Source organism: Streptomyces sp. NPDC059247 (assembly GCF_042754005.1).
Lineage (GTDB): Bacteria > Actinomycetota > Actinomycetes > Streptomycetales > Streptomycetaceae > Streptomyces.
The window spans coordinates 31,313-58,307 of sequence record NZ_JBHYZW010000013.1 but is presented as its reverse complement, the minus strand read 5'-3'; the positions used below and the strand labels follow the sequence as shown (position 1 = coordinate 58,307).

Genomic DNA, 26,995 nt, shown 5'->3' with positions numbered 1-26,995 from the left:
GGGTGGCGCACAGTGCGTCCCCCTGGGCTACGCCCCGAAGGAGATTTAGACATGGCCAACGGCACCGTGAAGTGGTTCAACGCGGAAAAGGGCTTCGGCTTCATCGAGCAGGAGGGTGGCGGCCCGGACGTGTTCGCCCACTACTCCAACATCGCCACCTCTGGCTTCCGTGAGCTCCAGGAAGGCCAGAAGGTGACCTTCGACGTCACGCAGGGCCAGAAGGGCCCGCAGGCGGAGAACATCCTCCCCGCCTGACGTTCACACGTCCGACGCAGCCGGAGCCCTCACCCACGTGGTGAGAGCTCCGGCTCGTCGCGTTTTCCAGGAAGGTCCCCATGAACAGCACGAGCAGCACGGACGACAAGGACGGCGCGACCGGGTTCGCCGCCTTCGGCCTGCCGCCGGAGGTCCTCGCGGCCCTCGCCCGGCTCGGCGTCGACGAGCCGTTCCCCATCCAGTCCGCGACCCTTCCCGACGCCCTCGCGGGCCGTGACGTCCTGGGACGCGGCCGGACCGGCTCCGGCAAGACCCTCGCCTTCGGCCTCCCCCTGCTCGTCCGCACCGCCGGCCGCCGCGCCGACTCCCGGCGGCCCCTCGCGCTGGTCCTCGTACCCACCCGTGAACTCGCCCAGCAGGTCACCGAGGCGCTCGATCCGATCGCACGGGCCCTGAAGCTGCGCACGGCCGCCGTCGTCGGCGGGATGTCGATCGGCCGCCAGGCCGCAGCGCTCCGCGAGGGCGCCGAGGTCCTGATCGCCACCCCCGGCCGTCTCATGGACCTCGTCGAGCGCAAGGACTGCCGCCTTGACCGGGTGGCCGTGACCGTCCTGGACGAGGCCGACCAGATGGCCGACCTGGGCTTCCTGCCCCAGGTCACGGAGCTGCTCGACCTGACGCCCGACGGCCAGCGGCTGCTGTTCTCCGCCACTCTGGACCGCGATGTCGATCTGCTGGTCGAGCGGTACCTGAACGACCCGGCGGACCACTCGGTGGACCCCTCGGCCGCCGCCGTCTCCACGATGGACCACCATGTGCTCCTCGTGCACGGCCCCGACAAGTTCGCCACGGCCACGGAGATCGCCGCCCGCGACGGGCGCGTCCTCATGTTCCTGGCCACGAAGGCGGCCGTCGACCGCTTCACCAAGCACCTCCTCGGCAGCGGCGTCCGCGCCGCCGCGCTGCACGGCGGCAAGTCCCAGCCGCTGCGGACCCGCACCCTGGAGCGCTTCCGGAACGGCGAGGTGCCGGTCCTGGTCGCGACGAACGTGGCCGCGCGCGGCCTGCACGTCGAAGAACTCGACCTCGTCGTCAACGTCGATCCGCCCGCCGACCACAAGGACTACCTCCACCGGGGCGGGCGCACCGCCCGCGCCGGGGAGTCCGGTCTCGTCGTCACCCTGGTCACCCCCGAGGAGCGGCGCGAGGTGGCCCGGCTGATGGCCGACGCGGGCATCCGTCCCGAGGAGACCCGGGTCCGTTCCGGCGAGGCCGCACTCACCCGGATCACCGGCGCCCGCGCCCCGTCGGGCGTCCCCGTCGACGGCGCCGCGCCGAGCGCGGAGGGCGCACGTCGCGGCGGCGCGGCCTTCCGTGGCGTGGGCACCGTCCCGGGCCGCCCCGGCCGCGCGAAGAACGAGTCCCGCAAGGCCGCCGAAGCCCGCCAGGCGGCCGAGGCCCGCAGAGCCGCGAGGGTCCGCCGGGGCAGCTGAACCACCCGGTGCGGGGGCCCCGCACGGACCCCCGGACGCCCGCCTGGGCACCCGGGGGTCCGCCTGCACCCGAGCCGTCCGGCAGGGAGGACCGGGGGCCTTCTCTGACCCCTGAGGGCTCTCATACCCTTACGGGTTCCCGGGCCCCGTAAGGGTATGAGAGCCCTCAGGGGGCCAAGGCATCCCTCAAGGGAGTTCCAGGCCCGTGGGGGACGCTTCGTCCGTAGGGAATTCCGGCCCCCGTAAGGGCCTGTTCACCGGGCGGGTTCCCGCGAGCCCGCAGGCCCCCTTTCCGTACGGGAACGGAACGGGTGTCCCTTGCGGAATTCGCCTCCCCCGTAAGGAAACTGCCCTTCCCGTCCGAAAACCGTGGATCCTCACGTGTCCCTCCGTCGTTGAGCGGCGTGACGCATCCAGACGCTTTCGGAGGAACCATGGGCGACACCGTCGACACCAACGCCAATGCCAACGCCGTCGGCACCGGTCCCGACCCGGCGGCCATGGCCTCGGGCGCCCCCGCTCACCGGTCGGTGAGCGGGGGCGCCGCCTGGGAGACCGTCGGCGCGCTCGCCGCGCTGTTCTCCGGCTTCGACAGCGGACGGGGGATCTCGGCCGAGGAGCAGTGGACGCTCCAGGTGCTCAAACTCACCGAGGAGGTCGGGGAGGCCGCTCAGGCGGTCGTCGGCGTCCGGGGGACCAATCCGCGCAAGGGCCGCAGCCACAGCTGGGACCAGGTGGCCGAGGAGGTCGCCGATGTGGTGATCACCGGCATGGTCACCCTGGCCCGGATGCGCCCGGACGACGCCCCGGAGTACTTCGCCTCCGTGCTCGCCGAGAAGTCCGCGAAGTTCCTCCCGCACTCCGGACGCTCCTGAGGCGAGGGCCCGGGGGCCACGGCCACGTCACCGGTGGCTCAGGCGGCGTTCAGCGCCACCGTCGGGTGCAGGCGCGAGGCGCGGACCGCCGGGTAGAGGCCCGCGACCACCCCGATCACCAGGGTCGCGCCCAGACCTCCCGCCAGGGCCCACGGCGGGACCACCGGCGTCCACTGCTGCACCCGGGCGAAGCCGTACGTCGCCGCCGTGCCGAGGACCGCGCCCGCCGCGCCGCCCAGCGCCGACAGGAGCAGCGACTCCGTGAGGAACTGGAGCCGGATCGCGCCCCGGGTCGCGCCCAGGGAGCGGCGGAGCCCGATCTCCTGGCGGCGTTCCAGGACGGAGATGACCATGGTGTTGGCGACGCCGACGCCGCCGACCAGGAGGGCCACCGCGCCGAGCGCCAGCATCAGGGCGGTCAGGCCCTCGTCGGTCGCCGCCTTGGCGGCCAGCGCGTCCGAGGGGCGGGAGACCTTGACGTGTCCCTCGTTCCCCGGGCTGATCGTGCGGGCGAGGACGGCCCGCACGTCCTCCACGGAGGCGTCCGTGGAGCGCTCGAACACGGTGGTGGGGTGTCCGTCGAAGCCGAAGTGGCGTTCGGCGGCGGGGAATCCGACCATGGCGACCCGGTCCAGGTTGGGGACCAGTTCGATCGGCCGGAGGATGCCGACGACCACCACCCGGGTGTCGCCCATCATGATCGTCTCGCCGGGGCCGGTGATGCCGAGACGGTCGGCGGCCACCGCGCCGAGCACCGTGACCGGCAGCCGCTCGCCCGCCGGGTCGAGCCACTTCCCCCGGGCGACCTCGCCGCCGAGCGCGCCCAGCAGATCGGTGCGTACGGCCTGGGTGGTGACCCCCGCCGTGCGTTCCTCGGGGACGAGGTCGCTGCGCCGGATGCGGGCGTCGACGTCCCCGGTGGCGGTGGCGTGCTGGACGGGTCCGATGCGTTCGACCATCGCGACCACGTTCTTGGGGAGCCTGATCTCCTTGCCCAGGGGGTCCTTGCCCGCCTCCGCCGTGAGGAGGTTGGTGCCGAGCCGGTCGAGCCGGGCCATCAGGTCCGCGCGGCTCGACTCGGAGAGGCCGACGACCGCGACCATGGTCGCGATGCCGATGGCGATGCCGAGCGCGGAGAGCACCACCCGCGCGCGGCGCGCGCGCAGTCCCACCGCGCCGACCCGGAGCACGTCCAGGGGGGCGAGCCGGGCCGGGCGGAGGCCGCCGCCCGCCGCGTGGGCGGCCTTCACTCGGCGGCCCCTTCCGCCGTCCGGACGCCCCGCTCGTCGGAGACGATCTCGCCGTCCTTGAAGCGGACGCGGCGCGGCAGCGAGTCGGCGATCGCCTGGTCGTGGGTGATGACACAGATCGTGGTGCCGGAGGCGTGCAGTTCGTGGAGCAGGTCCATCACGATCCCGCCCGAGGCGGTGTCGAGGGCCCCGGTGGGCTCGTCGGCGAGCAGCAGGCTCGGTTCCCCGACGAGCGCGCGGGCGATGGCCACCCGCTGTTTCTCGCCGCCGGACAGTTCGTCGGGGGTGTGGGTCGCACGGTGGTCGAGCCGGACCCTGGCCAGTGCCTCGCGGGCCCGTGCCCGGCGCTGCCGGGCCGGGACGCCCGCGTAGAGGAGTCCGTCGGCGACGTTGTCGACGGCGTCGCGGCCGGCCGCGAGGTGGAAGTGCTGGAAGACGAAGCCGATGTGCCGGGCGCGCAGTGCGGACAGGCGCGCGTCGGAGAGCGCGGACACGTCGTGGCCCGCGATGCGGACGGTGCCGCCGGTGGGCTTGTCCAGGGTGCCCATGACATGGAGCATCGTGGACTTGCCGGAGCCGGACGGGCCGACGACGGCCAGCAGTTCGCCCGCGTGGACGGTGAGGTCCACCCCGCGCAGGGCGTGGACGCCGCCGGGGTACGTCTTGGTGGCGTCCCGCAGTTCGATCACGGTGGCGGGCGTCCCGGCGAGGCTGCCGGGATCCCCGGTCGCGGTGGCGGCGGTCATGAGGCGGCCACCCCGACCTTGAGGCCCTCGCGGATGTCCGGGCCGCTGATCTCGATCTTTCCGTCGGCGGTCATCCCGGTCTCCACACGGACCACGGAGGTGGTCGTGCCCTGGACGACCTGGAGGCCGTATCCCCCGTTCTCGCCGCGCAGGGCGATGACCGCTTCGACGGGGACGGCGAGGACGCCCTTGCGGGCCTCGCTGACGAACCGCACGCTGGCCGTCGCCCTGGCGTCCTCGCCGGACGCGGCCCCCGCGCCGCCGTCGAGGACGACCTCGACGACGATGCCCTCCTGGGAGGCGGAGGCCCCGCCGGAAGCGCTGTCGTCCTCGGGACGTACGGTCCCGGCGACCCGGCCCGGCACGGTCCTCCCGCTGGGCAGGGTGACCTCGACCCGGGTGTTCCGCGAGGTGAGCGCGCCGTCGGACTGGTCCAGCGCGGCACGGACCACGGGGTGGGTGGAGGCGACGGTCAGGACGGCCGTGTCGGAGCCGACCTGGTCGGCGAGGGACGCGTCGGCGGTGACCACCCTCAGCCGGTCGGGCTGGAAGACGACGTCGCCCTTGCCGACCCGGCCGGTGGCTTCCCGGTTCAGGGACTTCTGCCACCGTTTGACGGCCCGCTCGGTGTCCTCGTCGTACCGGGGGTCCACGTAGACCCCGGCGCCGTATCCCAGATCGCGCAGATTGCGTTCCAGCTGGAGGACGTCGCTGCCCCGGTCGCCCTTCTTCATCTCGCGGAACATCGGGACCGGCCCGTAGAGGAGGGTGACGGGCTTGTCGTCCAGCTCGTAGAGGGCCTCCCCCCGGCTCAGGATCTTCCCCTCGGGGGCGGCGACGGTGACGGTCCCGTCGACGGCGGACTTCACGACCCGGCGCTGCGCGTAGTCGAGCCTGCCGTCGACGGTCTTGGACTGGACGAGGTCGGTGCGGACGACGGTGGCGGTGGCGGGCGGCAGGCCGTCCTTCCCCGAGCCGCCCGGGCCGTCGCCGTCCCGACCGCCGATCGGACCGAAGCCGCCGAGGAGGGCGGCTCCGCCGGTGACGGCGGCGACGACCACGGCCGCGCCGACCGCGCGGGCTGTGCGGCGCCTCACTGCATTCCGTCCAGACCGTCGAGCAGCTTCGTCCTGCACGCCTCGCGGGCCTGCTTGTACGAGGGGGACTCCTGGTCGATGACCGGGGAGCCGGGGTTCGGCTCGCCGCCCGGCTGCGCGTTGCCGCCGCTCATCGTCGGGTTGGTGAAGCGGGAGACGCCGTTGTCCCTCATGCACTTGGCGTGGGCGAGCATCGACTCGTAGGACTTCTGCTGGTCCCGCTGGGGCTCGGCGTCCATGACGGTGCGGAGTTCGGGGACGCAGACGCCGTTCTTCCCGCCCTTGGCGGCCTCCATCTGGCCGGGCTTGGAGGAGATCTCCTCGACCTTGCTCCAGTCGAGGTGGCCGCTCAGCTTGGGGTCGGGGAAGTCCTTGTAGCCGCCCTTGACGCGCATACAGCGGACGTACGCGAGCTGGGCGTCGTAGAAGGCGCTCTTCCCCCCGGGCTTCGCGGAGGCGGTGTCCGGAGTGCTCGGGGCCTTGGACGGCGCGGTCGTGGCGGGGGCGGTGGCGATGGCGTCGGCACCCTCGGCGCGGACGCCGTCACCTCCGCCGCACGCGACGGTGAGGGTGAGGACGGGCAGTGCGGCGAGGGCGACGAGCCGGAGCCGGGCGGGAACGCGGGAGGGCGTCTTCGTGGTCATGCCACCACCCTCGCCGGAGCAGGTGATGGCGGGTCCATGACGACATGATGGGAACGTAACAATGCCCCCGACCTGCGTCTCCACCCGTCACCACGGCTTCGGGCGGGTGCGCGCGGCACCCATAATCGAGCCCATGCCGCATGTACTGCTGATCGAGGACGACGCGTCCGTACGGGACGGGATGGAGCTCGTGCTGCGCAGGCACGGGTACGGCGTCGACACGGCCGCCACCGGCGAGGAGGCACTCGCGCTGCTCGCCGGTCCGGGCGGCGCGAGGGTCGAGCTGGCCGTCCTCGATCTGATGCTGCCCGGCATGGACGGCTTCGAGGTGTGCCGCCGCATCCGTGCCCGGACGGCCACCCTGCCGGTCATCATGCTGACCGCGCGCGGCGACGACCACGACATCGTGACCGGTCTTGAGGCGGGCGCCGACGACTACGTCGTCAAACCGGTCACCGCGCCGGTCCTGGAGGCCCGTATCCGGGCCGCGCTGCGCCGCGCGGAACCGGCGGCGCGGAACCGGCCCGAGGACGCCGACCTGGCGGGCCTGGTCATCGACCGCGCCGGGCTCACCGTGACCAAGCACGGCGCCCCGGTCCCGCTGCCCCCCACCGAACTGCGGCTGCTCCTGGAGCTCTCCGCCTCCCCCGGGCGGGTCTTCAGCCGTGAACAGCTCCTGGCCTCGGTCTGGGACCACACCTTCCTCGGGGACTCACGGCTGGTGGACGCGGCCGTGGGACGGCTGCGGGCCAAACTGGAGGACGTACCGGCGAAACCCCTGTACGTGCAGACCGTGCGGGGTTTCGGCTACCGCTTCGGACCGCTGTGAGCCGCCGGGCGGGGCGCTCCGGCGCCGACACCGGTCCCGGGCCCGAGCGGCGGCGTCCGTGGCGGCTCGTCGTCGGCCTCAGGACCCGGCTCGTCGTCACCTTCGTGCTGGTCGCGCTGGTCAGCGCGGTCACGGCGACCGCGCTCGCCTACCGGGAGGCGCGCACCGCCGTCCTCCAGCGCACCCAGGACGCCGCCGTCAGCGACGTACGGGACCGGGTCGCGTCGGTCGCCGCCGACTTCGACCTGCCGCCCGACCAGCGGACGCTCGCCCGCTTCGCGGCCCGCGTCTCGGACGGGCTCGGCGCCCGGATCGTGGTCGCCCGCCACCGGGACCTGACGGCGGTCTCCGACGCGTACGCCGATGTCGAGGGCCGTGTCACGACGGAGCTGCGCGCTGCCGTACGGGCCGGGGACGGGGCCCGGTTCCAGCGCGTCGAGTGGCGGGGCGAGCCGTACCTGGTCGTCGGGACGCCGGTGACGTACGCGGACGGCGACCGGCGCGAATCCGGCCTGGAGGTCTTCGTGATCACCGATCTGCGGGCCGAACGCGACGACACCGCCTCGCTCCTCGCGTCCGTCCGTACGGGCCTCCTGCCCGTGGTGGTCCTCGCCGCGCTGCTGGCGCTCCTGGCGGCCGGGACGGTCCTGCGTCCGGTACGGAAGCTGGGGCGGGCCACCCGGGGGCTCGCCGCCGGGGACCTCAGCAGCCGGGTCGTGGTGAAGGGCCACGACGAACTCGCCGAGCTGGCACGGACGTTCAACGAGACGGCGGACGCCCTCCAGTCCTCGGACGCGCGGCTGCGCGAGCAGGAGGCCAGGGCCCGGCGCTTCGTCGCGGACGTGTCGCACGAGCTGCGCACGCCCCTCGCGGCGATGACGATGGTCGCGACCGTCCTCGACGAGGACGCCGACCAGCTCCCGCCGGACGCGGCGCACGCGGCCCGCACCGTGGGCGCGGAGACCGCCCGGCTCTCCCGGCTCGTCGAGGACCTGATGGAGATCTCCCGCTTCGACGCCCACGCGGTCCGGCTGAACGCCGCCGAGACCGACCTCGCCGAGACGGTACGGGCCTCCCTCGCGCTGCGCGGCTGGACGGACCGGGTGGAGACCCGGCTCGACGAAGGGCTGCGGGCGGTCGTCGACCGGCGCCGGATCGACGTGATCGTGGCGAACCTGGTGGGCAACGCGCTGCGGCACGGTGCCCCGCCGGTCGTCGTGACGCTCGGCACCGTCCCCGGGCCGGACGGCCCGTGGGTGACGGTGGAGGTCGCCGACCACGGTCCCGGGCTGCCGCCCGAGGTGAGGGAACGGGTCTTCGACCGGTTCTACAAGGCCGACGCGGCCCGCACCAGGGGCGCGGTCGACGGCGGCGGCCAGGGCAGCGGCCTGGGCACGGCCATCGCGCTGGAGAACGCACGGCTGCACGGCGGCACGATCGAGGTCACCGAGGGGCCCGGGGGCGGCGCGGTGTTCACCCTGCGGCTGCCCCTGCGGCGCGCGGAAGGGGAAGCGGAATGAGCGTACGGAGACGGGGAGCCGTCGCGGCCCTCGGCATCGTCCTGGTGGGGTGCGGTGTCCAGCCGACCGGGGTGATAGGCGCGGGCGAACCGGCCACCGGACTGACCCGGGGCATCCGGCTGTACTACGCGTCCGGCAGCGGGCTGCGGGCCGTGCCCGCGGTCGACCAGAAGATCGAGAACCTCGCCTCCGTACTGAAGATGCTCGCGGCCGGTCTGCCGCCCGCCGAACAGCGCGACGGACTCACCAACCTCGTGGAGATCGGCGGCTACACGGTGAGCGGCCGGGGCACCGAGGTCACACTGTGGCTGAGCGATCCCTACCGGGCGACGGGGCGCGACCAGGGCACCGGTCAACTGGTGTGCACACTGGCCCGCGCCCAGTCCGTCCTCGACCCCCGGGTCAGGGCGGAGGACGTCGAGGTCACCCTCCGCCCCGACGAGGGCCCGTCGTTCGGCCCCTACCGGTGCGCGGAATTCCTGAACGGCTGAGACGGGGGTCCCGTCCGGGACGGTCCGGGGACGCCGGGGACACGGGCGGTACCGGGGCCGGGGCCCGCCCGGAGGGACACGGCTGGGTGTGGGGACGGGGCGGGGACGGGGGCGGTACCCGCCCGGAGGGACACGGCTGAGCGCAGGAGGCCGTCCGCCCGTGTCCGTACGAGCATCCGGCCCACGGCCCACGTCCCGGAGGCCATCCGCCCCCTGTCCGTGCCCCGGCCCGGAATCCGCCCGTCCGGCTTCGGAGGCCCCGGGCCCGGGGGCCCACAGCCGGGTGAAGGTCCGGCCCGGGGCCGAGGGCCGTCCGGCTCCGGATCTGCCCCGCCCCGGCGTTCGCCGGTCAGTTCAGGGGGAGTCGGACCTCTATGGTCTTGCCGCCCTCCGGGGGCAGGCGCAGCCGGACCTCCAGGGCGAGGAGTCTGACCAGGGGCCAGCCGAAGCCGCCCTCGGCCAGCTCGACGGCCCGTTCCGGACTCCAGCGCTCCGCGCGGCGCGGCAGCTCGTCGCTGGCGTCGGCGACCGAGATCGTCACCGCCGCCGGACCGAGCGCCACGTCGAAGCCGGTGAGCCCGCCACCGTGCCGGAACGCGTTCGTCACCAGCTCGGACGTCACCAGCAGCGCGTCGCCCACGGCGATGGACGACGGCCCGCCCCCGTCCCCCGCGCCGCCCGCGCCCGTGGTGCGCCCCGTCAGTACCGCCGCCACCCGCGCCCGTGCCTCGGCCGCGTCGCGCGGCACCCCCGGCCGGTACTCCCGCCGTACGCCGTTCCCTGTGGTCACCGTCCCCACCGCGTCCTCTCTCCTCGCTCCCGGTGCGCCTTCCCCGGCGCACCGCTCGCATTCCTCCCGTCGCCCCCGTACGCGCGGAGGTGAGGGGACCAGGGGACACACGCCGAACGATCGACCGGTCCGCCCCGGACCGGACCGCCCGGAACCGTCGGCACCCGCAGGGGAAGATCCCGCCGAGAAGTCGCGCGGTCGCGGCGCGAGTGGCATCGATGTGCCGTCGCGACTGAGCCCGTGCGATGAGATCTGAGGCCCCGCAGGACCCCGTCCGGGGCTGTTCACCGTCCGAACCCCTCTCATCGATGTCCGGTTTCCACCGGTCCATACCAGCCAGGTCTATACCGGTGGGATCGGCCGGAATGGTGTGGTCCCGGAAGCGGGGTGTCCGGCTCCGGGGCGGAGCCTCGGGTGGGGGTCCCGGGTGCGGTTTCCCTGGCTCCGGGGGCGGCGTCAGGGAGCCCGGCGCCGGGGTGCCGGAGGGGCAGGGTGCTGGAGGAGCGGGGTGCTGGAGGAGCGGGCGCCCGGTCCCGGGGCCGTCTCGGTCCCGGGGCCGCTGTCTCCCTCCGGACCTACTTGCCGCCTCCCAGGGAATCGCGCTCCACGCGCGCGCGTGAGCAGCTCGATGATGACGAGGCCGTTGCTGCCAGGCCTGCCGGGGGCGCCGCGCGGCCGGGGGCGCGGGACCTGGTCGCTCCGGTCGCCCGCCTCGATCCGCGCCCCGCCGCCGGAGCCGGAACCGGGGCCGGGCGGACGACGGCCCGTCGGCCCTCCGGCGCGCGGACAGGCGTCGGTGACGGCCTCGGGGACGACGAGCAGGACCTCCGTTCACGGCCCCTCTCCGGGCCGGTTCCCCGCCCGGCCCGGCGTACACGGCACGGACCGGACCGAATCGGGCGGACCGGGGCGTTTCCATGTGATGCTGCGAGGACACCGGGGACGGTGCGGGCCTGGAGGTGCGGAGGATGGGCGAGCGCGGGGACGGCGGAGCGGGTGCGACGGCCCGGGGCCGGGTGGAGACCGCCGAGCAGCGCGCCGACCGGCAGTGGCAGGAGCTCCTCCAGGAGACCCGGGTGGTCCAGACGGGGGTGCAGATCCTGCTGGGCTTCCTGCTGACCGTCGTCTTCACCCCCCGGTACGCGTCCCTGGGCGCGACCGACCGGGCGGTCTACGTCCTCACGGTGGTCCTGGGTTCGCTGGCCACCGGAGCACTCGTCGGCCCGGTCTCCTTCCACCGGCTGGTCCACGGGCGGCGGATCAAACCGCGGGCGGTCGCCTGGGCCTCCCGGCTGGTCTTCACCGGGATCCTGCTGCTGCTCGCCACGCTGACCAGCGCGCTCGTCCTGATCCTGCGGGTGGCCACGGCGGGCCCGCTCGTCCCGTGGCTGGTGGCCGGGGTGCTGACCTGGTACGTGCTGTGCTGGTTCGCGCTGCCGCTGTGGGCCCGTACCAGGCACACGGCGAAGCCGGAGGAGTGATCCCGGAGGGACGGCGGGTGGCCGCGCCGGGAACGGGCCCGGCACGGGAGGCCAGGACCTCCAGCGGGCTGCCCCGGGAGGACACGTCGTCCGGCGCACACGGGTGCGCCCTGGGCGGCGGCTGAGCACGGGCACGGCCACCGGGCGGTGGTCCCGGGGCCGTACCGCGTCCTGACCGGAAGTCCTGGCCGGAGGTTCTGCCCAGGCGTCCTGGTCGGGCGTCATGGTCGGGCGTCATGGTCGGGCGTCATGGTCGGAGAGCTTGGTCAGAGGCCTTGGTCAGAGGTCCTGCACGCGCCGGAACGGCTGGTCGGCCTCCAGTTCGTACGCGAGTTCCAGGAGGGTCCGTTCGGCGCCGGGACGGCCGGAGAACATGATGCCGACGGGCAGCCCCCCGGCGGCCGGGCGGGCGGCGGGCAGGGAGAGCGACGGGGTGCCGACGACGTTGTTGACGGGGGTGAAGGCGACGTACGCGAGGATGCGCTCGATGAGGGTCCCGTAGGGGACGGTCGGGCTGAGGTGTCCCAGCGGGGGCGTGGTGTGGGCGAGGACGGGCGAGAGGACGAGGTCGAGCCCCCGGAAGGCCGCCGCGTACGCCGTGCCGGTGCGCTTGAGGCGCCACAGGACGCCGGGGGTGCCGCGCCAGTTCCGCAGGTACTGCTCGCGCAGTCCTCTGCTGAGGCCGTCCATGCGGTGCCGGTCGAAGTCGGCGCCGAGGGTGCGGCCGGTGGCGCCGAGCAGATAGGACAACATGCCCCAGTAGGTGAGGAAGTCGTCGGTGAACCGGGGGTCGAGGGCGAGTTCCACGGGGCTGACGCTGTGGCCGAGGCGTTCGAGGGTGGCCACGGTCTCCGTGACGGCCGCGCGGGTGGCGGGGTCGGTGGGGACCCCGTTCGGCGAGTCCAGGAGGAAACCGACGCGCAGCCGACGCCCGGAGGGGCCCTCGACGAGGCCGACGGGCGGCAGCTTCGGGTTGCGCCAGTGCGTCTCGGCGGCGGCGAGGAACGCGGCGGTGTCCCGGACGGAGCGGCTCACGACGCCGTCGGAGACGAGGTCCAGGGGCAGTCGGCGGCTCTGGGCGTTGCCGACGACCCGGCCCCGGGTCGGTTTGAGTCCGACGAGTCCGCAGCAGGCGGCGGGGATGCGGATGGAGCCGCCGCCGTCGTTGGCGTGGGCGATCGGCACGGCTCCGGCGGCGACCAGGGCGGCGCTGCCGCCGGACGAACCGCCCGCCGAGCGGCCGGTGTCCCACGGGTTGCGGACGGGTTCGGCGTCCTCGTACTCCGTGGAGGGGCTGAACCCGAACTCGGGGAGGCGCGTCTTGCCGAGCACGGTGACGCCGCTGCTCAGGAACTGCCGGGTGAAGGGCGCGTGGCGGCGGGCGGCGCGCGGGACGAAGGCGGCGCTGCCGTGGCCCGTGGGCAGTCCGCGCAGCTCGGTGTTGTCCTTGACGAAGGTCGGCACCCCGGCGAGCGCACCGCCGCCGGATACGGATCCGGGGACGTCGATGTGCGTCTGGACGGCGTGCAGGCGTCCTTCCACGGCCCGTACCCGCGCGGCGGCGTCCCTGGCCGCTTCGGCGGCGCTCACCTCACCCTTCCGTATCGACCGGGCGAGCCCCACGGCGTCGTGCTCGCCCAGGGCGTCGTCCCGGAAGGCGTGCACCCTGGTCGGTTCCTCGGATGTCGACACGGCTGTCTCAGCCCCCCGGCCTCGTGGATGGTGGACGGCCAGCATGACGTACCAGTGAGTAACACGCGAGACCCCGATACCCCTGTTTCAGGAGCGACGGCTGTTCCCCGAGGAGAGAAGGACCGTTTCTTTCGCCTTGCCTTCCGGGGAAACCGGTTTCTGATCATCGATCGGCTTGTTTTGAGGGGTTGCCGGTCGGCCAAGGCGGGCAGGTTTGCAGAGCCGTGGGGCGGGAATCGGCCGTCCTCGGCGTTGGTGGTTTAGCGATCGTGCACCGCCCGGGTGGCAGGACGTGTCCGGGCGGGCCGAAGAGGAGGGGATCGGTCCCCATGACCGTACACGCCGTCGAGCTCCCCGAACTGTGGATGCCCCACCCCCTGCGGGTGAACCCCTTCCTGTCCGCCCTCCGTCAGGAGAGCGAGACATGGGCGCGCGACATGGGCATGTTGGGCGGCGAGAGAGGACCCACGGCGGACGGCCCGGTCTGGACCCGGTCCCAGTTCCACGCCATGACCGTCGACCAGCTGACCGCGTGGACCCTGCCCGACGCCCCACCGGCCGCCCTGCGGCTCAACCACCGTTTCAACATATGGGCGTTGGCCTGGGACGACTACTTCGCCACCGCCTTCAAGCAGACCGGCGACCTGCCCGGCGCACGGGCGTTCACCACTCGGCTGCACCGCTTCCTGGGCCCGGAGCCCGACCGGTTCCCGGAACCGGCGAACCCCGTCGAGCGGGGCATCGCCGACCTCCAGCGGCATCTCTTCCCGCCCCGGCTCGCCCACTGGCGGGCCGAGTTCAACCGGGCCCTGGTGCGGTACGTCGACGCGGGCGTCGAGGAACTGTCCAACAGCCTCGACGGACGGGTCCCCCATCTGATCGAGTACGCGCCGTTCCGGCGGGACAGCTTCGCCGCGCACACCGCCCCGTACTCCGTGGAGCTGGCCACCGGCGCGCGAATACCCGAACAGATCCGCCGCACCCGGACCGTGCGCGCCCTCCTCGACGCCTTCATGGACTTCATGGGGCTGGCCAACGACATCGCCTCCTACGAGCGCGAGGTCCACGAGGAGAACGATGTCAACAACCTCGTGGTGGTGCTCGGCAGTTCCCTGGGCATCTCGCTGCACGACGCCGTGATAGCCGCGCTGAACCTGGTCAACAGCCGGCTGCGGGACTTCGAGCACCTCCGTCTCGCCGACCTCCCCCTCATCGTGGAGGCTGCGGGGCTCGACCCCGCCGAGCGCGCCGAACTCGACACCTGGCTCCGGGGGGCCTGCGGATTCCTCTCCGGGATCCACGCCTGGTACACCGGCGCCCCCCGGTACGCCCCCTCCGACGTCCCGTTCCCCGAGTGACGACGAAGGACCGGCCCCGGGAGGGGCCGGTCCTTCGTCACCGGGGGCGCGGCTCGGCTACCGCTTCCCCAGCAGCCTCCGCAGGCGCGCCCGCCAGGTGGCGCGGGACGCGGACGCCCGGGACGGCTCGGTCACCGTCTCCGGCCAGGGTCGCGGCGACGGCTCCGTGCTGGCCCTCGGCGGCGGGGGCGGAAGCGGCGCGGGCTGGTCGAAGGACTGCGGGGCGCGGGGGACGAAGTCCACGGGCAGCGCCGTGAGGTGCCGGGCCCAGGTGGAGGAACGCCAGCTCAGCGTCTGCTCGGGCACGGACAGCGCGATGTCCGGGAGCCGGGTGAGCAGGATGTCGATGCCGGTGTCGGCGATGATGCGGCCGACGTCCTGCCCCGGGCACTCGTGGGTGCCCGCGCTGAAGGAGAGGTGCGCGCGGTTGTGGTGCACCGGGGTGGAGGGGTCGGGGCGGATCGTCTTGTCGACGTTGCCCGCGGCCAGACCGAGCAGGAGCATGTCCCCCGCCTTGATCTGCTGCCCGCCGACCGAGGTGTCGCCGTTGGCCCAGCGCCCCGGGCAGACCATCAGCGGCGGCTCGTCCCACAGGACCTGCTCCACCGCTTCCGGCAGGGTCATCTGGCCGCCCGCGAGCGAGCCCCTGAACCGGGGGTCGGTGACCACCATGCGCAGCACGTTGGACATCAGGTTGGCGGTGGTCTCGTACCCGGCGAGCAGGATGAGCCGCAGGTGGTGCTGGACCTCCTCGTCGGTGAGCCCGGCGGGGTGGGCCATCAGCGCGGAGGCGATGTCGTGCCCCGGCCGGGAGCGCTTCTCGGCGACGAGTCCGGCGAGGCTCTCCAGGACGTAGTCGTTGCTGGCGAGCGAGGTCTCGGTGGCCTTGAAGAGGTCACGGGCCGCGTGCACCAGCCCGGGGGCGGAATCCTCCGACATGCCGAGGAGGTGGGTGAGGGTGAGCATGGGCAGGTGCTCGGCGAACCGCTCGACGAGTTCGACGTCGCCGTCCTCGCAGAAGGTGTCGATCAGCTCGTGGGCGAAGCGGGTGATGTGGCGGCGCAGCCCCCGGTGGTCGAACTGGTTGAGACTGTTGGTGACCGCGCCGCGCAGCCGCTGGTGCTCCTCCCCGTCCGCGCAGACGCAGTCGGGCCGCCAGCCGATCATCGGCATGAGCGGTGAAGTGGCGGGGTCGATCTCCCCGCTGGTCCAGCCGTGCCAGACGCGCGGGTCGCGGGAGAACTGGGTGGGGCGGCTGGCCACGTCCCGGTTCTCCAGGTAGCCGAGGACGAGCCAGGCGCGGACGTCGCCGTCGAGCAGGACGGGCGCCACCGGGCCGTGGGTGGACCGGAGTTCCTCGTACAGGCCCATCGGGTCGGTCGCGGCGGCGGGGCCGTAGAGCCGGGTCGCTCCGCCGGGTCCCGCGCCGACGGCGTGCGCGGGGCAGCCGGGCGGCGGGGTCGGTCCGGGCGGGGCGGTCGCCTGTCCGGGCAGCCCGGTGGCGTGGTCGGCGGGCGGGAGGGTCATGCGGTCTCCTGGGCGGCTGCGAGGGTGCACAGGTAGACCATCAGCGAGAGCAGGGCGTCCCGGCAGGACGCCCGGTCCCGTGCGTCACAGGTGACGATGGGCACGGAATCGCTGAGGGCCAGGGCAGTGCGCAGTTCTTCTAGGGGGTACTGCGGGGCTTCCGGGAAGGTGTTGACGGCCACGACGAACGGGACCCGGCGGTCCTCCAGCCGGGTGACGACCTCGAAGCAGACCTCGATCCGCCGGGTGTCCACGAGCACCACGGCGCCGAGCGCGCCCTCGAAGATGCCGTTCCACAGGAACCAGAAGCGCTCCTGTCCGGGGGTGCCGAACAGATAGAGGATCAGCTCCTGGTCGATGCTGATCCGCCCGAAGTCCATGGCGACGGTGGTGGTGCTCTTGCCCTGGGCGCCGGGGTTGTGGTCGATCCCGACGCCCGCCTGCGTCATGGTCTCCTCGGTGGTGAGCGGCGGGATCTCGCTCACCGTGCCGACCATCGTGGTCTTGCCGACGCCGAAGCCTCCGACGACGACGACCTTGACACCTCTGGCACCGTGGGGCAGCAGCATGTCGGTGCCGCGGGGTCCGACGCCGGGGGCGTCAGAGCTTACGTAGTCCATGGATCACCGCCTCGAGTAGGCCGCGTTCGGGGTACGCCGCGACGGGGACGGGCGCGATGGCCTCGACCTTCCCGTCGTCGACGAGCTGGGACAGGAGCACGGTGACGACGCTGAAGGGGAGACTGAGGTACGCCGAGAGCTCGGCCACCGACAGCGGGTACGTGCACAGCGAGAGGATGGACGCCTGTTCGGGCTGCATCGCCGGGTCGGGGGTGGCCCGGGTGACGATGAGCGTGACCAGGTTGAAGGTCCCGGCCGTGGAGCCCGGATCACCGGTGATGACATAGAGGGGGACGGGGGTGCCCTCTTCCCAGGGGTGGGGGTTCTCTGATGTCACATCGCCTGCCCGACGTCATCGCGGGGCGGACTGGTCATGTGCTGACCGATCCGCACCACGAGCGTCCGCATCCGGGCGCCCAGGAGCCCGGCGTCCACCTCCTCGTCGGCGAGCACCGCGAGGTAGGCGCCGGGACCGGCGGCCATCAGGGAGAAGTAACCGCCGTCGGCCTCGATGCCGACCATGTGCGTCGAGCCGTCCCCGTGCGGGAACATCTGCGCGATGGCGCGTGCCAGGCTCTGGATGCCGGAGCAGGCGGCGGCGATCGCGTCGGCCGCGTCGGGCTCGGTGTTGGCCTGACCGATGCACAGCCCGTCGGACGACAGGACGACCACGTGGCGCACGTACGGGACGCCGCCCACGAGCTCCTTGAGCATCCAGTCCATGTTGGGCAGTGGCTGCATGTTACTCAACCTCATCTGACGGCTCGTGGTGGGGAGTGGTGGGCTGGGGGGCGTTGCGCTTGTCCCCGTTGAACGCCTCCCACATGAGACCCGGCTGGCGCGCGGGGCCGGAGGAACCCCTGGACGGGAGCGGGGTGGGCGGTGTCGTGGTCGCCACGACGACCGGGGTGGGGACGGGCGACTCGCGGCGGCGCTGCGGGAGCCCGTTGGGGGTCTTCCTGATCTCTCCGGTGTCGTTCGACGCCGTGACCGGCGGTACGGCTCTGGGCTGCACCGGACCTCCCCCGACGGGGCGTTTGCGGGGCGGTTCGGGGAACCTGAGGACGGACTGCGGGACCGTCGTGATCAGACGCCGGGGTACGAGCACCACGGCTCGTACGCCCCCGTAGGCGGAGGTGCGCAGATCGACGTCGCAGCCGTGTTCGTGGGCCAGTCGGCTGACCACGGGCAGGCCGAGCTGGGTGACCTCGCCGAGGCTGGCGAGCTGGATGCCGGACATGGACTGGCGCATGATGCGCTCGATGCGCTCCCGGACCTCCTCGGTGAGTCCGACGCCCCGGTCCTCGATCTCGATCGCGATGCCGGAGGGCACCTCGCTGGCGGTCACCTCGACGGGGGTGTGCGGCGGCGAGAACGTCGTGGCGTTGTCGAGGAGTTCGGCGAGGAGGTGGATCAGCGGCTCGGCGCCGGGGCCGACCACGGCCACCTCGGTCACCGAGGTCAGCTTCACGCGCGGGTAGTCGACGATCCGGGACATCGCGCCGCGCAGGACGTCGTAGAGCGGGATCGCCTTGGACCACTGGCGTCCGGGGCGGGCGTCGCCGAGGACGGCGATGCTGGCCGCGAGGCGTCCGATCAGGGCGTTGCGGTGGTCGATGTCCTGGAGGCCCCGGGAGACCACCAGGTCGGTGCCGTGGACGATCTGCATGGTGTGCAGGTCCTTGGCGAGCTGGTGGACGATCGCCTGCACCCTTCGGGCGACGGCGACGAGGGCCCGCTGGGAGGCGTCCCGGGTGTTCTCCTCGGTCTCCACCGCTTCCAGGAGGGTCCCCAGCGCGCTCTTGAGGGCGTCGGCGAACTCCGGGTCGATGTGGGCCCCGAAGGAGACGGAGTGCAGGATGTCGGAGGCCTGGTCGCCCTTGCGGAGCCGGGCGACGGCCGCCGGGAGCAGTTTCTCGGCGAGCCAGACGGTGCTGGTCCGCTGATCGGCCAGCCGGTCGAGCAGCGCCGCCTCGCGCTGGGCGAAGCGCTCCCGGGCCTCCGCCTCGGCCCGCGCGGTGCGGACGGCGTCGGCCGCGCGGAGTCTGCGGGCGGTCTCCAGGGAGGTGAGGAGCACCAGCACGAGGGCACCGGAGCCGTACCAGGCCAGTGGTGCCCGTATGTCCGCCGGGGCGAGGAGCAGCGCCGTGGCCAGGGCGCCGGCCAGGACTCCCGGGGGGAGGAGCCAAGCCCGGCCGGGCGCGGGCGGCCGGGCTCTGGAAGTCGATCCTGCACGAACCATCGAGGGGTCCCTCAGCAGACTGGAATGAGCGGACTGGGGTGACGTGGTGCGAGGGCGGGCCCGTCGGTATCACGCCGTGCGGGCGTCCTTGCGCGGGCGCGTTCCGTCCGCGAGCACCACAGCGGTCATGACTCGCTGTGATCGCTTCGCAACACATTGGGGAGCATAGTCAGTTCGGGTTCACCATGTGACCGAGCGGGAATGGCTCCCCGCACCGGTCATTTGAGGTCTCGAAAGTGACCAACTGCCGCTCCGAAAATGCAATGAACCGATCACATAGCGACAGAGAGAGACCGGGGCCCCGATCGCCCGAACGCACGGCCGTTTCTCCGGGGGCGTGCGGATCCGCACTCCGGAGCGCGGGGTTCCGGACGCGCGGGGTGGCGTCCGGGCCGTCCATACCGCCATCCGGCCAATCAATGGCGGAGAATCGCCGTCCGTGCCACGCCTTCGCTCACTGTCGGGCGTGCGGCGGATTGGCCGAACTTGCCGTAGACCAATTAGATGCCTGAGGCATGTAGTGGAGACGGCACCACGTCAGAGTCACCGATGCGCACCGAGCGAGGCCTCCCATGACGAAAGCCGTCGCGTTCCCGCAGAACCGCACCTGCCCCTACCACCCCCCGACCGCCTACCCCCGCGCCGACGAGGAGAGCCCGCTGTCCCGGGTGACGCTCTGGGACGGCCGCTCCGTGTGGCTGGTCACCGGTCACAGCGCCGCCCGCGCCCTCCTGGCGGACCCCCGGCTCTCCAGCGACTCCACCCGGCCCGGCTTCCCGCTGCCGACCGAGCGCGCCGAGACGGTGCGCCGCCGCCGTCGCGCGGCCCTGCTCGGCTGGGACGACCCCGAGCACAACACCCAGCGCCGGATGCTGATCCCGAGCTTCTCGCTGCGGCGCGCCGAGAACATGCGGCCCCGCATCCAGCAGACCGTGGACCGGCTGCTCGACGCCGTCGAGGCGCAGGGTCCGCCCGCCGAGCTGGTGAGCGCCTTCGCGCTGCCGGTGCCGTCGATCGTCATCTGCGAGCTGCTCGGCGTCCCGTACGAGGACCACGAGTTCTTCGAGGAGCAGTCCCGGCGGCTGCTGCGCGGGCCCACCGGCGAGGACACCACCGACGCCCTCGCCCGGCTGGAGGAGTACCTGGGCGATCTGATCGACCAGAAGCGGGCGAAGCCCGGCGACGGCGTCCTCGACGACCTCGTCTCGCTGGGCGGCGCGGACGGCGGGCCCGACCGCGACGAACTGGTGCAGCTCGCCTCGATCCTGCTGGTGGCCGGGCACGAGACCACGGCGAACATGATCTCGCTGGGCACGTACACCCTGCTGCGGCATCCCGGACGGATGGCCGAGCTCCGGGCCGATCCCTCGCTCCTGCCCACCGCCGTCGAGGAGTTGCTGCGGTTCCTGTCGATCGCCGACGGGCTGCTGCGGGTGGCCCGCGAGGACGTGGAGGTCGGGGGAACGGTCGTCCGCGCGGGCGAGGGCGTGGTGTTCTCGACCTCGGTCATCAACCGGGACGCCGCCGCCTACGCCGATCCCGACGCCCTCGACTGGGGGCGCTCGGCCCGCCATCACGTGGCGTTCGGCTTCGGCATCCACCAGTGCCTGGGGCAGAACCTGGCGCGGGCGGAGCTGGAGATCGCGCTGGGGACGCTGCTGCGGCGGCTGCCGGGGCTGCGGCTCGACGCGCCCGCCGAGGAGATCCCCTTCAAACCGGGGGACACGATCCAGGGGATGCTCGCGCTCCCCGTCACCTGGTGAGAGGAGCTCCCCGATGCGCGTCTCGATCGACGGCGGTCTCTGCATCGGCGCCGGGCAGTGCGCCCTGACGTCGCCCCAGTTCTTCACCCAGGACGACGAGGGGTTCGGCACGGTCCTGCCGGAACGGGAGGGCGGCGGGCCGGACCCCGACGACGCCCTGCTCGACGAGGCGGTCCGCGCCTGTCCGGTGCAGGCGATCACGCTGGATGAGGAGGAGGCCGAGGCCCCCGGGGCCTGATCCCGGCCGTTCTCCGTACCCGATCCCGGCCGTTCTCCCCGCCCGATCCCGGCCGTTCCCCGGAGTCTGATCCCGGCCGTTCTCCGGGTCCCGCCCCGCGCACCCCCGCGTGCGCGGGCGGGAGGAACGCCGTGCGCCGGGCGGAACCGCGCCCGTGGGCCGGGCGGGGCCGTGTCACACACGGGGCGGGGCCGCGCCGCACACGGGGCGGGCCGTCTCGTACGTGGGCGGGACCGGGCCCCGAACCGGCCGGAGCCTTCCGATGGTCCGTACCAACGGGCCGGACGAGGGCTCAGGAACCCTCCCTGAGCAGGAACTTCAGCATGGAATGAACAAGTGCGGACCTTCTTGGACGCATAGGGGAAACATAGGCCAAGCAAAGGGCGTCGATCCGGTCGATCGAGTTCCGTATTGATCAACAACGCATCTATAGTGCCGACATTGCGACTCCCTTCCCCGTGTGCCCGCTCCCCCGAGAGTCTGGTTGATGTCGGCGTCACCCACCCCCCTTCGCCCCGCCCTGATCACCTCGTCGCTGACGACCGCCGCGGGCGGTGCCATCGCCGCCGCCGCGGTCACCGCCGCGCCGCCGGGTGTCCGCACCGCCCTCGCCTGGATCGCCGCCTGCGGCGTCCTGCTGCTGTCGGCGGCGGCGTTCGCCGTCACCTGGTACGCGCGGACCTCACGCGCGCACGGCCGCCGCGCCGCCGGGCTCGCCGCCGAACTCTCCTCCTGGGAGACGTACGCGGCCCAGTCCAAGGCGTCCGCCGAACGCGAGACCACCGCACTCAAGGAACGGTTCGAGGCGGAGACCGCGCGGCTCGAACAGCGCCACCGGTCCGAGACCGCCGACGCGTCGGCCGCCCAGGCGGCCCGCCTGGAGGAACTCGTCCGGGCCCACACCGCCGAGACCACCGCGCTCGCCCGCGCACGGGCCGCCGACGCCGAAGGCGCCCGGCTCCGGCTGCGCCGCGCCGAGTCCGGCCGCTCCGCCGCCATGGCCGCGTCCGCCAACGCCGCCGGGCGTATGCAGGCCCTCGCCACCAGTATGCTCGCCGACCTGCGCGAGATGGAGCACCGTCATGCGGACGAGGACGTCCTCACCGACCTGCTCCACCTCGACCACCGCACCGCCCAGGCCGGTCGTCTCGCCGACTCCGTCGCCGTCCTCACCGGCGCCCGGTCCGGCCGCCGCTGGGCCCGTCCCATCGTCATGGAGTCGATCCTGCGCGGTGCCATGGGCCGGATCGGCGGCTACCAGCGCGTCCGTCTCCACTCCAGCAGCGACGCGGCCGTCGCCGGACACGCCGCCGAGGGCGTCATGCACGCCCTGGCCGAACTCATGGACAACGCGGCCAACTTCTCGCCGCCCACCGCCGAGGTCCATGTGTACGTGGAGGAGGTCCCGGCCGGTGTCATGATCGCCGTCGAGGACAGCGGCCTCGTCATGAGCGACGTCCAGCTCCGCCGTGCCGAGTCGGCCGTCGGAGCGGTCACCCAGGACCTGGCCGGTCTCTCCGGCACCCGGCTCGGCCTCGCCGTCGTCGGCCGACTGGCCCGCAAGCACGGCCTGACCGTGTCGTTCCGCCCCTCCGCGCGCGGCGGCACCGGCGCCCTCCTGATGCTCCCCCAGGAACTGATCAGCCGTGCCTCCGCCGAGACGCGGACCGCGCCGGAGGCCGCGGGGAACCCGGCCGACGCCCCGGAGACCCAGGCAAGCCCGGCCCCGGGCACCGCCCTGAGCACCGCCCCGGAGACCGCCGGGACCCCGGCACCGAGCAGCCGCACCGCCCCGGACCCGGCCGCGCCCGTCGTCCGGATACCCGCGCCGCGCACCGAGCCCGGCAGCACGCCCGACGCCGGTGCCGAGAACACCGGCGAGCACCCGCGCTTCGGCGAGAGCGGACTGCCGCAGCGCCGCCGCGGCCGGGCCCTCGCCGCCGCCCACCCCGAGGGGCCGGACGCCGCCCCGAAGCCGCGCAAGGCCGCGGCGCCCCGCACCGGCGCGGCGGCCGGGGCGGCCACCCGTTTCGGCAGCTTCCGTCAGGCGGTCCGCGCCGCCGCCCAGCCGGACGCCCCCACCGGGGGCGAGCGTGACGGCGCGGCGGAGACCGGCGACCGCCCGGAGAGCCCCGGCGCCCCCACCCCCGGTGACGGCCCCGGGACCGACGGCGTCTCCCCGGCCGGAGCCGCCCACCCGGCCGACGGCGACGAAGCCCCGGCCGCGCACGACACCCCGAACTCCCCGCACCCGGAAGGCACCTCCCGATGACCGGCACCACCACCGACGAGAAGCTCAGCTGGCTCCTGGAGGGCCTGCTGGAACGCACCCCGGGCACCCGTCACGCCCTGGTGCTCTCCCGAGACGGCCTGAAGCTCTGCCGTACCGCCGAGCTCTCCGTCGACCAGGCGGACCAGCTCGCCGCCATCGCGGCGGGCATCCAGAGCCTGTCGCACGGTGCCTCCGTGGAGTTCGGCGACGGCACCGGCGGGGTCCGCTCCGCGATGGCCGAGTTCTACGGCGGCATCCTGTTCATCGTCGAGGCGGGCGAGGGCGCCCATCTCGCGCTGGTCGCCGACGAGGACGCCGACGCCGGACTCGTCGGCCACAACATGTCCGAACTCGTCGAACAGCTCGGCGAGCACCTGGTGGCAAGGCCCCGGGGATGAGCCGCGGCAGGCCGGGCAGGGACGACTCCCCCGACCGGCTCTACACCCTCACCGGCGGCCGGAGCAGGACCGGTTCGGACTCCTTCGACCTGGTGACCCTGGTGGTCTCCGAGAGCGATCCGGCGCCCGGTATGCAGTCCGAGCACGCCGCGATACTCCGCATGTGCCGCTTCCCCACCGCCGTGGTGGAAGTGGCCGCCGAGCTCGGACTGCCCGTGTCGATCACCCGGATCCTCCTGGCAGACCTGCACGACACCGGCCGTATCCACGTGCGGCACCCCCGCTCGTCGTACCGCCTTCCCGATCACGACATCCTGGAGCAGGTGCTCGTTGGACTCCGTAACCTCTGAACAGCGCCAGACCCTGCACAGCACCGCCGACAACGGACTGAAGATCGTCGTCGTCGGTGGATTCGGCGTCGGCAAGACCACCCTGGTCCGCTCGGTCAGCGAGATCCGTCCGCTGAACACCGAGGAGACCATGACCCAGGCGGGCGAGGCCGTCGACGACACCGTCGGCGTGGCCGCGAAGACGGCCACCACCGTCGCCTTCGACTTCGGCCGGATCTCGCTGGACGTCCGCAACATCCTCTATCTGTTCGGCGCGCCGGGACAGGAGCGGTTCTGGTTCCTGTGGGACCGGCTGTTCTCCGGCACCCTCGGCGCGGTCGTCCTCGTCGACACCCGTCGCCTCGCGGACTCCTGGTACGCGATCGACCGCCTGGAACACCACGGGACACCGTTCGTCGTCGCCTGCAACGACTTCGGCGGGAGCACCCACTCCCCCGACCAGATCCGCGAGGCCCTCGACCTCGCCGACGAGGTCCCGCTGGTCTTCTGCGACGCCCGCTCCCGCGAGTCCAGCAAGCAGGTCCTCATCGCGCTCGTCGAGCACCTGCGCACCGTCGTCGCCTCGACCCCCCGGCCGACGTCCCCGCCGATACCGGAGCCCGCCCCGTGACCCATCCCGAGCCCCCGCCCGTCCCCCTGGGCGGACCCCGGTTCCAGACCGACCCCGCCGAGCTGTACCGGCAGATCCGGCGTGACCACGGAGCGGTCGCCCCGGTCGTCCTGGACGGCGACGTGCCCGCCTGGCTGGTCCTCGGCTACCGCGAACTGCACCAGGTCACCAGCGACCCGGTGCTCTTCTCCCGCGACTCCGACCTGTGGAACCAGTGGGACGCCATCCCTGCGGACTGGCCGCTGCTCCCCATGATCGGCCGCAAGCAGCGGTCCATCCTCTACACCGTGGGCGAACGGCACCGCGAGCGGGCCGCCGTCATCTCCGGCGCGCTGGAGGCGATCGACCCGTTCGTCCTGCGCGAGCGCGCCGAACGGTTCGCCGACGAACTGATCGACGGGCTCTGCGGGAAGGGCTCGTGCGACATCGTCGCCGAGTACGCGACGCTCCTCCCGGTCCGGGTCCTCGCCAGCGTCTACGGCTTCTCCGACGAGCAGGGTCCCGGACTCGTCACCGCCCTCAACGACATGATCAACGGCCAGGAGGGGGCCCTGGAGGGCCAGCGCCACCTGGGCGAGTCGATGTTCGCGCTGCTCGCCGCCAAGGCGGCGGAGCCGAGCGACGACGTGGCCTCCCGGATGATCGGCAACACCGCCGGGTTCGACACCGAGGAGGTCGCCCAGGACCTCATGGTGATGATGGCCGCCGGGCACCAGCCCACCGCCGACTGGATCGGCAACTCGCTGCGCCTGATGCTCACCGACGACCGGTTCGCCGCCTCGCTCTCCGGCGGCCGGCACAGCGTCGGCGAGGCGATGAACGAGGTCCTGTGGGAGGACACCCCCACCCAGAACGTGGCGGGCCGCTGGGCCTCCCGCGACACCCACCTCGGCGGGCGCCGGATCGGCCGCGGCGACCTGCTGCTCCTGGGCCTGGCCGCCGCCAACTCCGACCCGCACGTGCGCGCCGACGCCGGGGCGCTCACCGGCGGCAACAACGCCTATCTGTCCTTCGGACACGGCGAGCACCGCTGCCCGTTCCCCGCCCAGGAGGTGGCCGAGACCATCGCCCGGACGGGGATCGAGGTGCTGCTCGACCGGCTGCCGGACGTGGACCTCGCCGTCCCGGCGGACGCCCTGTCCCGCCGCCCCTCCCCCTGGCTGCGCGGTCTGACCGCGCTCCCCGTGACGTACACCCCGACCCCCGCGCTTGGAGCCATCGGATGAGCTGCCCGTACGATCCCACCGCCGCGCCCGGCGACGAGGTCATCACCCTGGACCCGTTCGTCACCGACCTGGACGGCGAGGGCGCCCGGCTGCGCGCGGCCGGGCCGCTGGCCCGTGTGGTGCTGCCGGGCGGGGTGCCCTGCTGGGCCGTCACCCGTCACGCCGAGGCGCGCAAGCTGCTCACGGACTCCCGGCTCGTCAAGGACATCGAGGTCTGGGGTGCCTGGCAGCGCGGTGAGATCCCGCTGGACTGGCCGCTGATCGGCCTGGCCAACCCGGGCCGGTCCATGCTGACGGTGGACGGCGAGGAGCACCGGCGGCTGCGGAGCCTGGTGGCGCAGGCGCTGACCGCGCGCCGGGTGGAGCGGCTGCGCGCCGGGATCGAGGCGCTGACGACCGGGATGCTGGACCGGCTCGCGGAGCGTCCGGCGGGCGAGGTCGTGGACCTGAAGGCGGAGTTCGCGTACCCGCTGCCGATGAACGTGGTCGGCGAGCTGATGGGCGTGGACGCGGCCGACCACCCCCGGATGAAGGCGCTGTTCGAGAAGTTCTTCTCGACGCAGACGCCGCCGGAGGAGGTGCCGGGGATGATGGCGGACCTCGGCACGCTCTTCGCCGGGATCGTGGCGGACAAGAAGGAGCGGCCGGGCGACGATCTGACGAGCGCGCTGATCGAGGCGTCGGAGGACGGCGACCGGCTCACCACGGAGGAGATCACCAACACCCTCCAGCTGATGGTGGCGGCCGGTCACGAGACGACCATCGGTCTGATCGTGAACGCGGTCGTCGCCCTGGAGACCCACCCCGAGCAGCGGGAGCGGGTGCTCGCCGGCGAGGTGCCGTGGGAGGACGTCATCGAGGAGACGCTGCGCTGGGCGACGCCGACCTCGCACGTGCTGATCCGGTTCGCCGCCGAGGACATCGAGGTGGGCGACCGGGTGCTGCCGAAGGGCGAGGCGATCATCGTCTCGCACGGCGCGATCGGCCGGGACGAGCGGCAGCACGGCCCGACGGCGGGCGACTTCGACGTCACCCGGACGCCCAACCGGCACATCTCCTTCGGACACGGCCCGCACGTCTGCCCCGGTGCGGCGCTGTCCCGTCTGGAGGCGTCGGTGGCGCTGCCCGCGCTCTACGCGCGTTTCCCCGGTCTGCGGCTCGCCGTGCCGCGCGAGGAGCTGCGGAACAAGCCGGTCGTCACCCAGAACGACCTGTTCGACCTGCCGGTCCTGCTGGGCTGACGGTCCCGGGAGCGCCGCCCCCGGAG

Annotated in this window: 27 protein-coding genes; 16 read left to right on the top strand and 11 right to left on the bottom strand. The window is 73.3% G+C overall.

The features are described from left to right. Window positions 1-51 precede the first annotated feature (51 nt). The 3 genes from ACFXGN_RS22610 to ACFXGN_RS22600 all read left to right on the top strand — a co-directional run bounded on the left by ACFXGN_RS22610 (window position 52) and on the right by ACFXGN_RS22600 (window position 2,584). On the top strand, window positions 52-255 hold the full coding sequence (locus tag ACFXGN_RS22610) for a cold-shock protein (protein WP_030218719.1): 204 nt from the start codon (window positions 52-54) through the stop codon (window positions 253-255). An 80-nt stretch (window positions 256-335) separates the two neighbouring features. Further along, window positions 336-1,709, top strand: a complete 1,374-nt coding sequence (locus tag ACFXGN_RS22605) for a DEAD/DEAH box helicase (protein ID WP_384862030.1) — start codon at window positions 336-338, stop codon at window positions 1,707-1,709. Window positions 1,710-2,143: 434 nt separating this feature from the next. Further along, on the top strand, window positions 2,144-2,584 hold the full coding sequence (locus tag ACFXGN_RS22600; protein WP_384862028.1) for a MazG-like family protein: 441 nt from the start codon (window positions 2,144-2,146) through the stop codon (window positions 2,582-2,584). 38 nt (window positions 2,585-2,622) lie between these two features. Here ACFXGN_RS22600 and ACFXGN_RS22595 read toward each other — a convergent pair whose 3' ends face one another. The 4 genes from ACFXGN_RS22595 to ACFXGN_RS22580 are packed head-to-tail and all read right to left on the bottom strand — an operon-like array spanning window position 2,623 to window position 6,321. Then, window positions 2,623-3,834: an ABC transporter permease gene (locus ACFXGN_RS22595; protein ID WP_384862025.1), complete on the bottom strand. Its 1,212-nt coding sequence runs from the start codon at window positions 3,832-3,834 to the stop codon at window positions 2,623-2,625. Then, window positions 3,831-4,580 carry an ABC transporter ATP-binding protein gene (locus ACFXGN_RS22590; RefSeq protein WP_384862022.1) on the bottom strand — a complete coding sequence of 250 codons (750 nt, stop codon included), beginning with the start codon at window positions 4,578-4,580 and terminating at the stop codon, window positions 3,831-3,833. The genes ACFXGN_RS22595 and ACFXGN_RS22590 overlap by 4 nt, the downstream gene beginning before the upstream one ends. Continuing rightward, window positions 4,577-5,677: a peptidoglycan-binding protein gene (locus tag ACFXGN_RS22585; protein WP_384862019.1), complete on the bottom strand. Its 1,101-nt coding sequence runs from the start codon at window positions 5,675-5,677 to the stop codon at window positions 4,577-4,579. Before ACFXGN_RS22585 ends, ACFXGN_RS22590 begins: the two co-directional genes overlap by 4 nt. After that, on the bottom strand, window positions 5,674-6,321 hold the full coding sequence (locus ACFXGN_RS22580; RefSeq protein WP_384862016.1) for a hypothetical protein: 648 nt from the start codon (window positions 6,319-6,321) through the stop codon (window positions 5,674-5,676). The genes ACFXGN_RS22585 and ACFXGN_RS22580 overlap by 4 nt, the downstream gene beginning before the upstream one ends. Window positions 6,322-6,454: 133 nt before the next feature. On the opposite strand from ACFXGN_RS22580, the gene ACFXGN_RS22575 reads away from it, so the two are divergent. Genes ACFXGN_RS22575 through ACFXGN_RS22565 form a run of 3 tightly spaced genes read left to right on the top strand, consistent with a single transcriptional unit; the run spans window position 6,455 to window position 9,161 of the window. Next, entirely contained in the window at window positions 6,455-7,150 is a 696-nt protein-coding gene (locus ACFXGN_RS22575) for a response regulator transcription factor (protein WP_384862013.1), read from the top strand. Beyond that, a complete protein-coding gene (locus ACFXGN_RS22570; RefSeq protein ID WP_384862010.1) occupies window positions 7,147-8,670 on the top strand; it encodes an ATP-binding protein in 1,524 nt (507 codons plus the stop codon). The genes ACFXGN_RS22575 and ACFXGN_RS22570 overlap by 4 nt, the downstream gene beginning before the upstream one ends. Next, window positions 8,667-9,161 (top strand): hypothetical protein, encoded by a 495-nt coding sequence (locus tag ACFXGN_RS22565; protein ID WP_384862006.1) that lies wholly within the window; start codon window positions 8,667-8,669, stop codon window positions 9,159-9,161. The genes ACFXGN_RS22570 and ACFXGN_RS22565 overlap by 4 nt, the downstream gene beginning before the upstream one ends. A gap of 349 nt (window positions 9,162-9,510) precedes the next feature. On the opposite strand, the gene ACFXGN_RS22560 is transcribed toward ACFXGN_RS22565, so the two are convergent. Continuing rightward, on the bottom strand, window positions 9,511-9,951 hold the full coding sequence (locus tag ACFXGN_RS22560; RefSeq protein ID WP_384862004.1) for an ATP-binding protein: 441 nt from the start codon (window positions 9,949-9,951) through the stop codon (window positions 9,511-9,513). A 968-nt stretch (window positions 9,952-10,919) separates the two neighbouring features. Between ACFXGN_RS22560 and ACFXGN_RS22555 the strand changes: the two genes are divergently transcribed. Next, entirely contained in the window at window positions 10,920-11,432 is a 513-nt protein-coding gene (locus ACFXGN_RS22555) for a DUF6328 family protein (RefSeq protein ID WP_384862001.1), read from the top strand. Window positions 11,433-11,711: 279 nt separating this feature from the next. Here ACFXGN_RS22555 and ACFXGN_RS22550 read toward each other — a convergent pair whose 3' ends face one another. Next, complete coding sequence (locus ACFXGN_RS22550; protein ID WP_384861998.1) at window positions 11,712-13,124, bottom strand: amidase; 1,413 nt, start codon at window positions 13,122-13,124, stop codon at window positions 11,712-11,714. 329 nt (window positions 13,125-13,453) lie between these two features. Here ACFXGN_RS22550 and ACFXGN_RS22545 point away from each other — a divergent pair, with 329 nt between their 5' ends. Next, on the top strand, window positions 13,454-14,482 hold the full coding sequence (locus ACFXGN_RS22545; RefSeq protein WP_384861995.1) for a hypothetical protein: 1,029 nt from the start codon (window positions 13,454-13,456) through the stop codon (window positions 14,480-14,482). Between the two features lie 57 nt (window positions 14,483-14,539). On the opposite strand, the gene ACFXGN_RS22540 is transcribed toward ACFXGN_RS22545, so the two are convergent. Genes ACFXGN_RS22540 through ACFXGN_RS22520 form a run of 5 tightly spaced genes read right to left on the bottom strand, consistent with a single transcriptional unit; the run spans window position 14,540 to window position 18,871 of the window. Beyond that, on the bottom strand, window positions 14,540-16,009 hold the full coding sequence (locus ACFXGN_RS22540; RefSeq protein ID WP_384861992.1) for a cytochrome P450: 1,470 nt from the start codon (window positions 16,007-16,009) through the stop codon (window positions 14,540-14,542). After that, window positions 16,006-16,629 (bottom strand): ATP/GTP-binding protein, encoded by a 624-nt coding sequence (locus ACFXGN_RS22535; RefSeq protein WP_384861989.1) that lies wholly within the window; start codon window positions 16,627-16,629, stop codon window positions 16,006-16,008. The genes ACFXGN_RS22540 and ACFXGN_RS22535 overlap by 4 nt, the downstream gene beginning before the upstream one ends. Next, complete coding sequence (locus ACFXGN_RS22530; protein WP_384861986.1) at window positions 16,610-16,966, bottom strand: DUF742 domain-containing protein; 357 nt, start codon at window positions 16,964-16,966, stop codon at window positions 16,610-16,612. The genes ACFXGN_RS22535 and ACFXGN_RS22530 overlap by 20 nt, the downstream gene beginning before the upstream one ends. After that, entirely contained in the window at window positions 16,963-17,370 is a 408-nt protein-coding gene (locus tag ACFXGN_RS22525; protein ID WP_351790494.1) for a roadblock/LC7 domain-containing protein, read from the bottom strand. Before ACFXGN_RS22525 ends, ACFXGN_RS22530 begins: the two co-directional genes overlap by 4 nt. 1 nt (window position 17,371) lies before the next feature. Next, window positions 17,372-18,871, bottom strand: coding sequence for a sensor histidine kinase (locus ACFXGN_RS22520; protein WP_384861982.1), 1,500 nt, complete (start codon window positions 18,869-18,871; stop codon window positions 17,372-17,374). A 572-nt stretch (window positions 18,872-19,443) separates the two neighbouring features. On the opposite strand from ACFXGN_RS22520, the gene ACFXGN_RS22515 reads away from it, so the two are divergent. The 8 genes from ACFXGN_RS22515 (at window position 19,444) to ACFXGN_RS22480 (ending at window position 26,969) form a co-directional block, all read left to right on the top strand. Then, entirely contained in the window at window positions 19,444-20,634 is a 1,191-nt protein-coding gene (locus tag ACFXGN_RS22515; RefSeq protein WP_384861979.1) for a cytochrome P450, read from the top strand. A gap of 13 nt (window positions 20,635-20,647) precedes the next feature. Further along, entirely contained in the window at window positions 20,648-20,872 is a 225-nt protein-coding gene (locus ACFXGN_RS22510) for a ferredoxin (protein WP_384861976.1), read from the top strand. 487 nt (window positions 20,873-21,359) lie between these two features. Further along, window positions 21,360-23,144, top strand: a complete 1,785-nt coding sequence (locus tag ACFXGN_RS22505) for an ATP-binding protein (protein WP_384861973.1) — start codon at window positions 21,360-21,362, stop codon at window positions 23,142-23,144. Continuing rightward, the gene (locus ACFXGN_RS22500) at window positions 23,141-23,542 is read left to right on the top strand and encodes a roadblock/LC7 domain-containing protein (protein WP_351790508.1); all 402 of its coding nucleotides are present in this window, start codon (window positions 23,141-23,143) and stop codon (window positions 23,540-23,542) included. The genes ACFXGN_RS22505 and ACFXGN_RS22500 overlap by 4 nt, the downstream gene beginning before the upstream one ends. Continuing rightward, window positions 23,539-23,892 carry a DUF742 domain-containing protein gene (locus ACFXGN_RS22495; RefSeq protein ID WP_384861971.1) on the top strand — a complete coding sequence of 118 codons (354 nt, stop codon included), beginning with the start codon at window positions 23,539-23,541 and terminating at the stop codon, window positions 23,890-23,892. Before ACFXGN_RS22500 ends, ACFXGN_RS22495 begins: the two co-directional genes overlap by 4 nt. Continuing rightward, window positions 23,873-24,502, top strand: coding sequence for an ATP/GTP-binding protein (locus tag ACFXGN_RS22490; protein WP_384861968.1), 630 nt, complete (start codon window positions 23,873-23,875; stop codon window positions 24,500-24,502). The genes ACFXGN_RS22495 and ACFXGN_RS22490 overlap by 20 nt, the downstream gene beginning before the upstream one ends. Next, complete coding sequence (locus tag ACFXGN_RS22485) at window positions 24,499-25,728, top strand: cytochrome P450 (RefSeq protein WP_384861965.1); 1,230 nt, start codon at window positions 24,499-24,501, stop codon at window positions 25,726-25,728. Before ACFXGN_RS22490 ends, ACFXGN_RS22485 begins: the two co-directional genes overlap by 4 nt. Beyond that, window positions 25,725-26,969 carry a cytochrome P450 gene (locus ACFXGN_RS22480; protein ID WP_384861963.1) on the top strand — a complete coding sequence of 415 codons (1,245 nt, stop codon included), beginning with the start codon at window positions 25,725-25,727 and terminating at the stop codon, window positions 26,967-26,969. The genes ACFXGN_RS22485 and ACFXGN_RS22480 overlap by 4 nt, the downstream gene beginning before the upstream one ends. Window positions 26,970-26,995 lie beyond the last annotated feature (26 nt).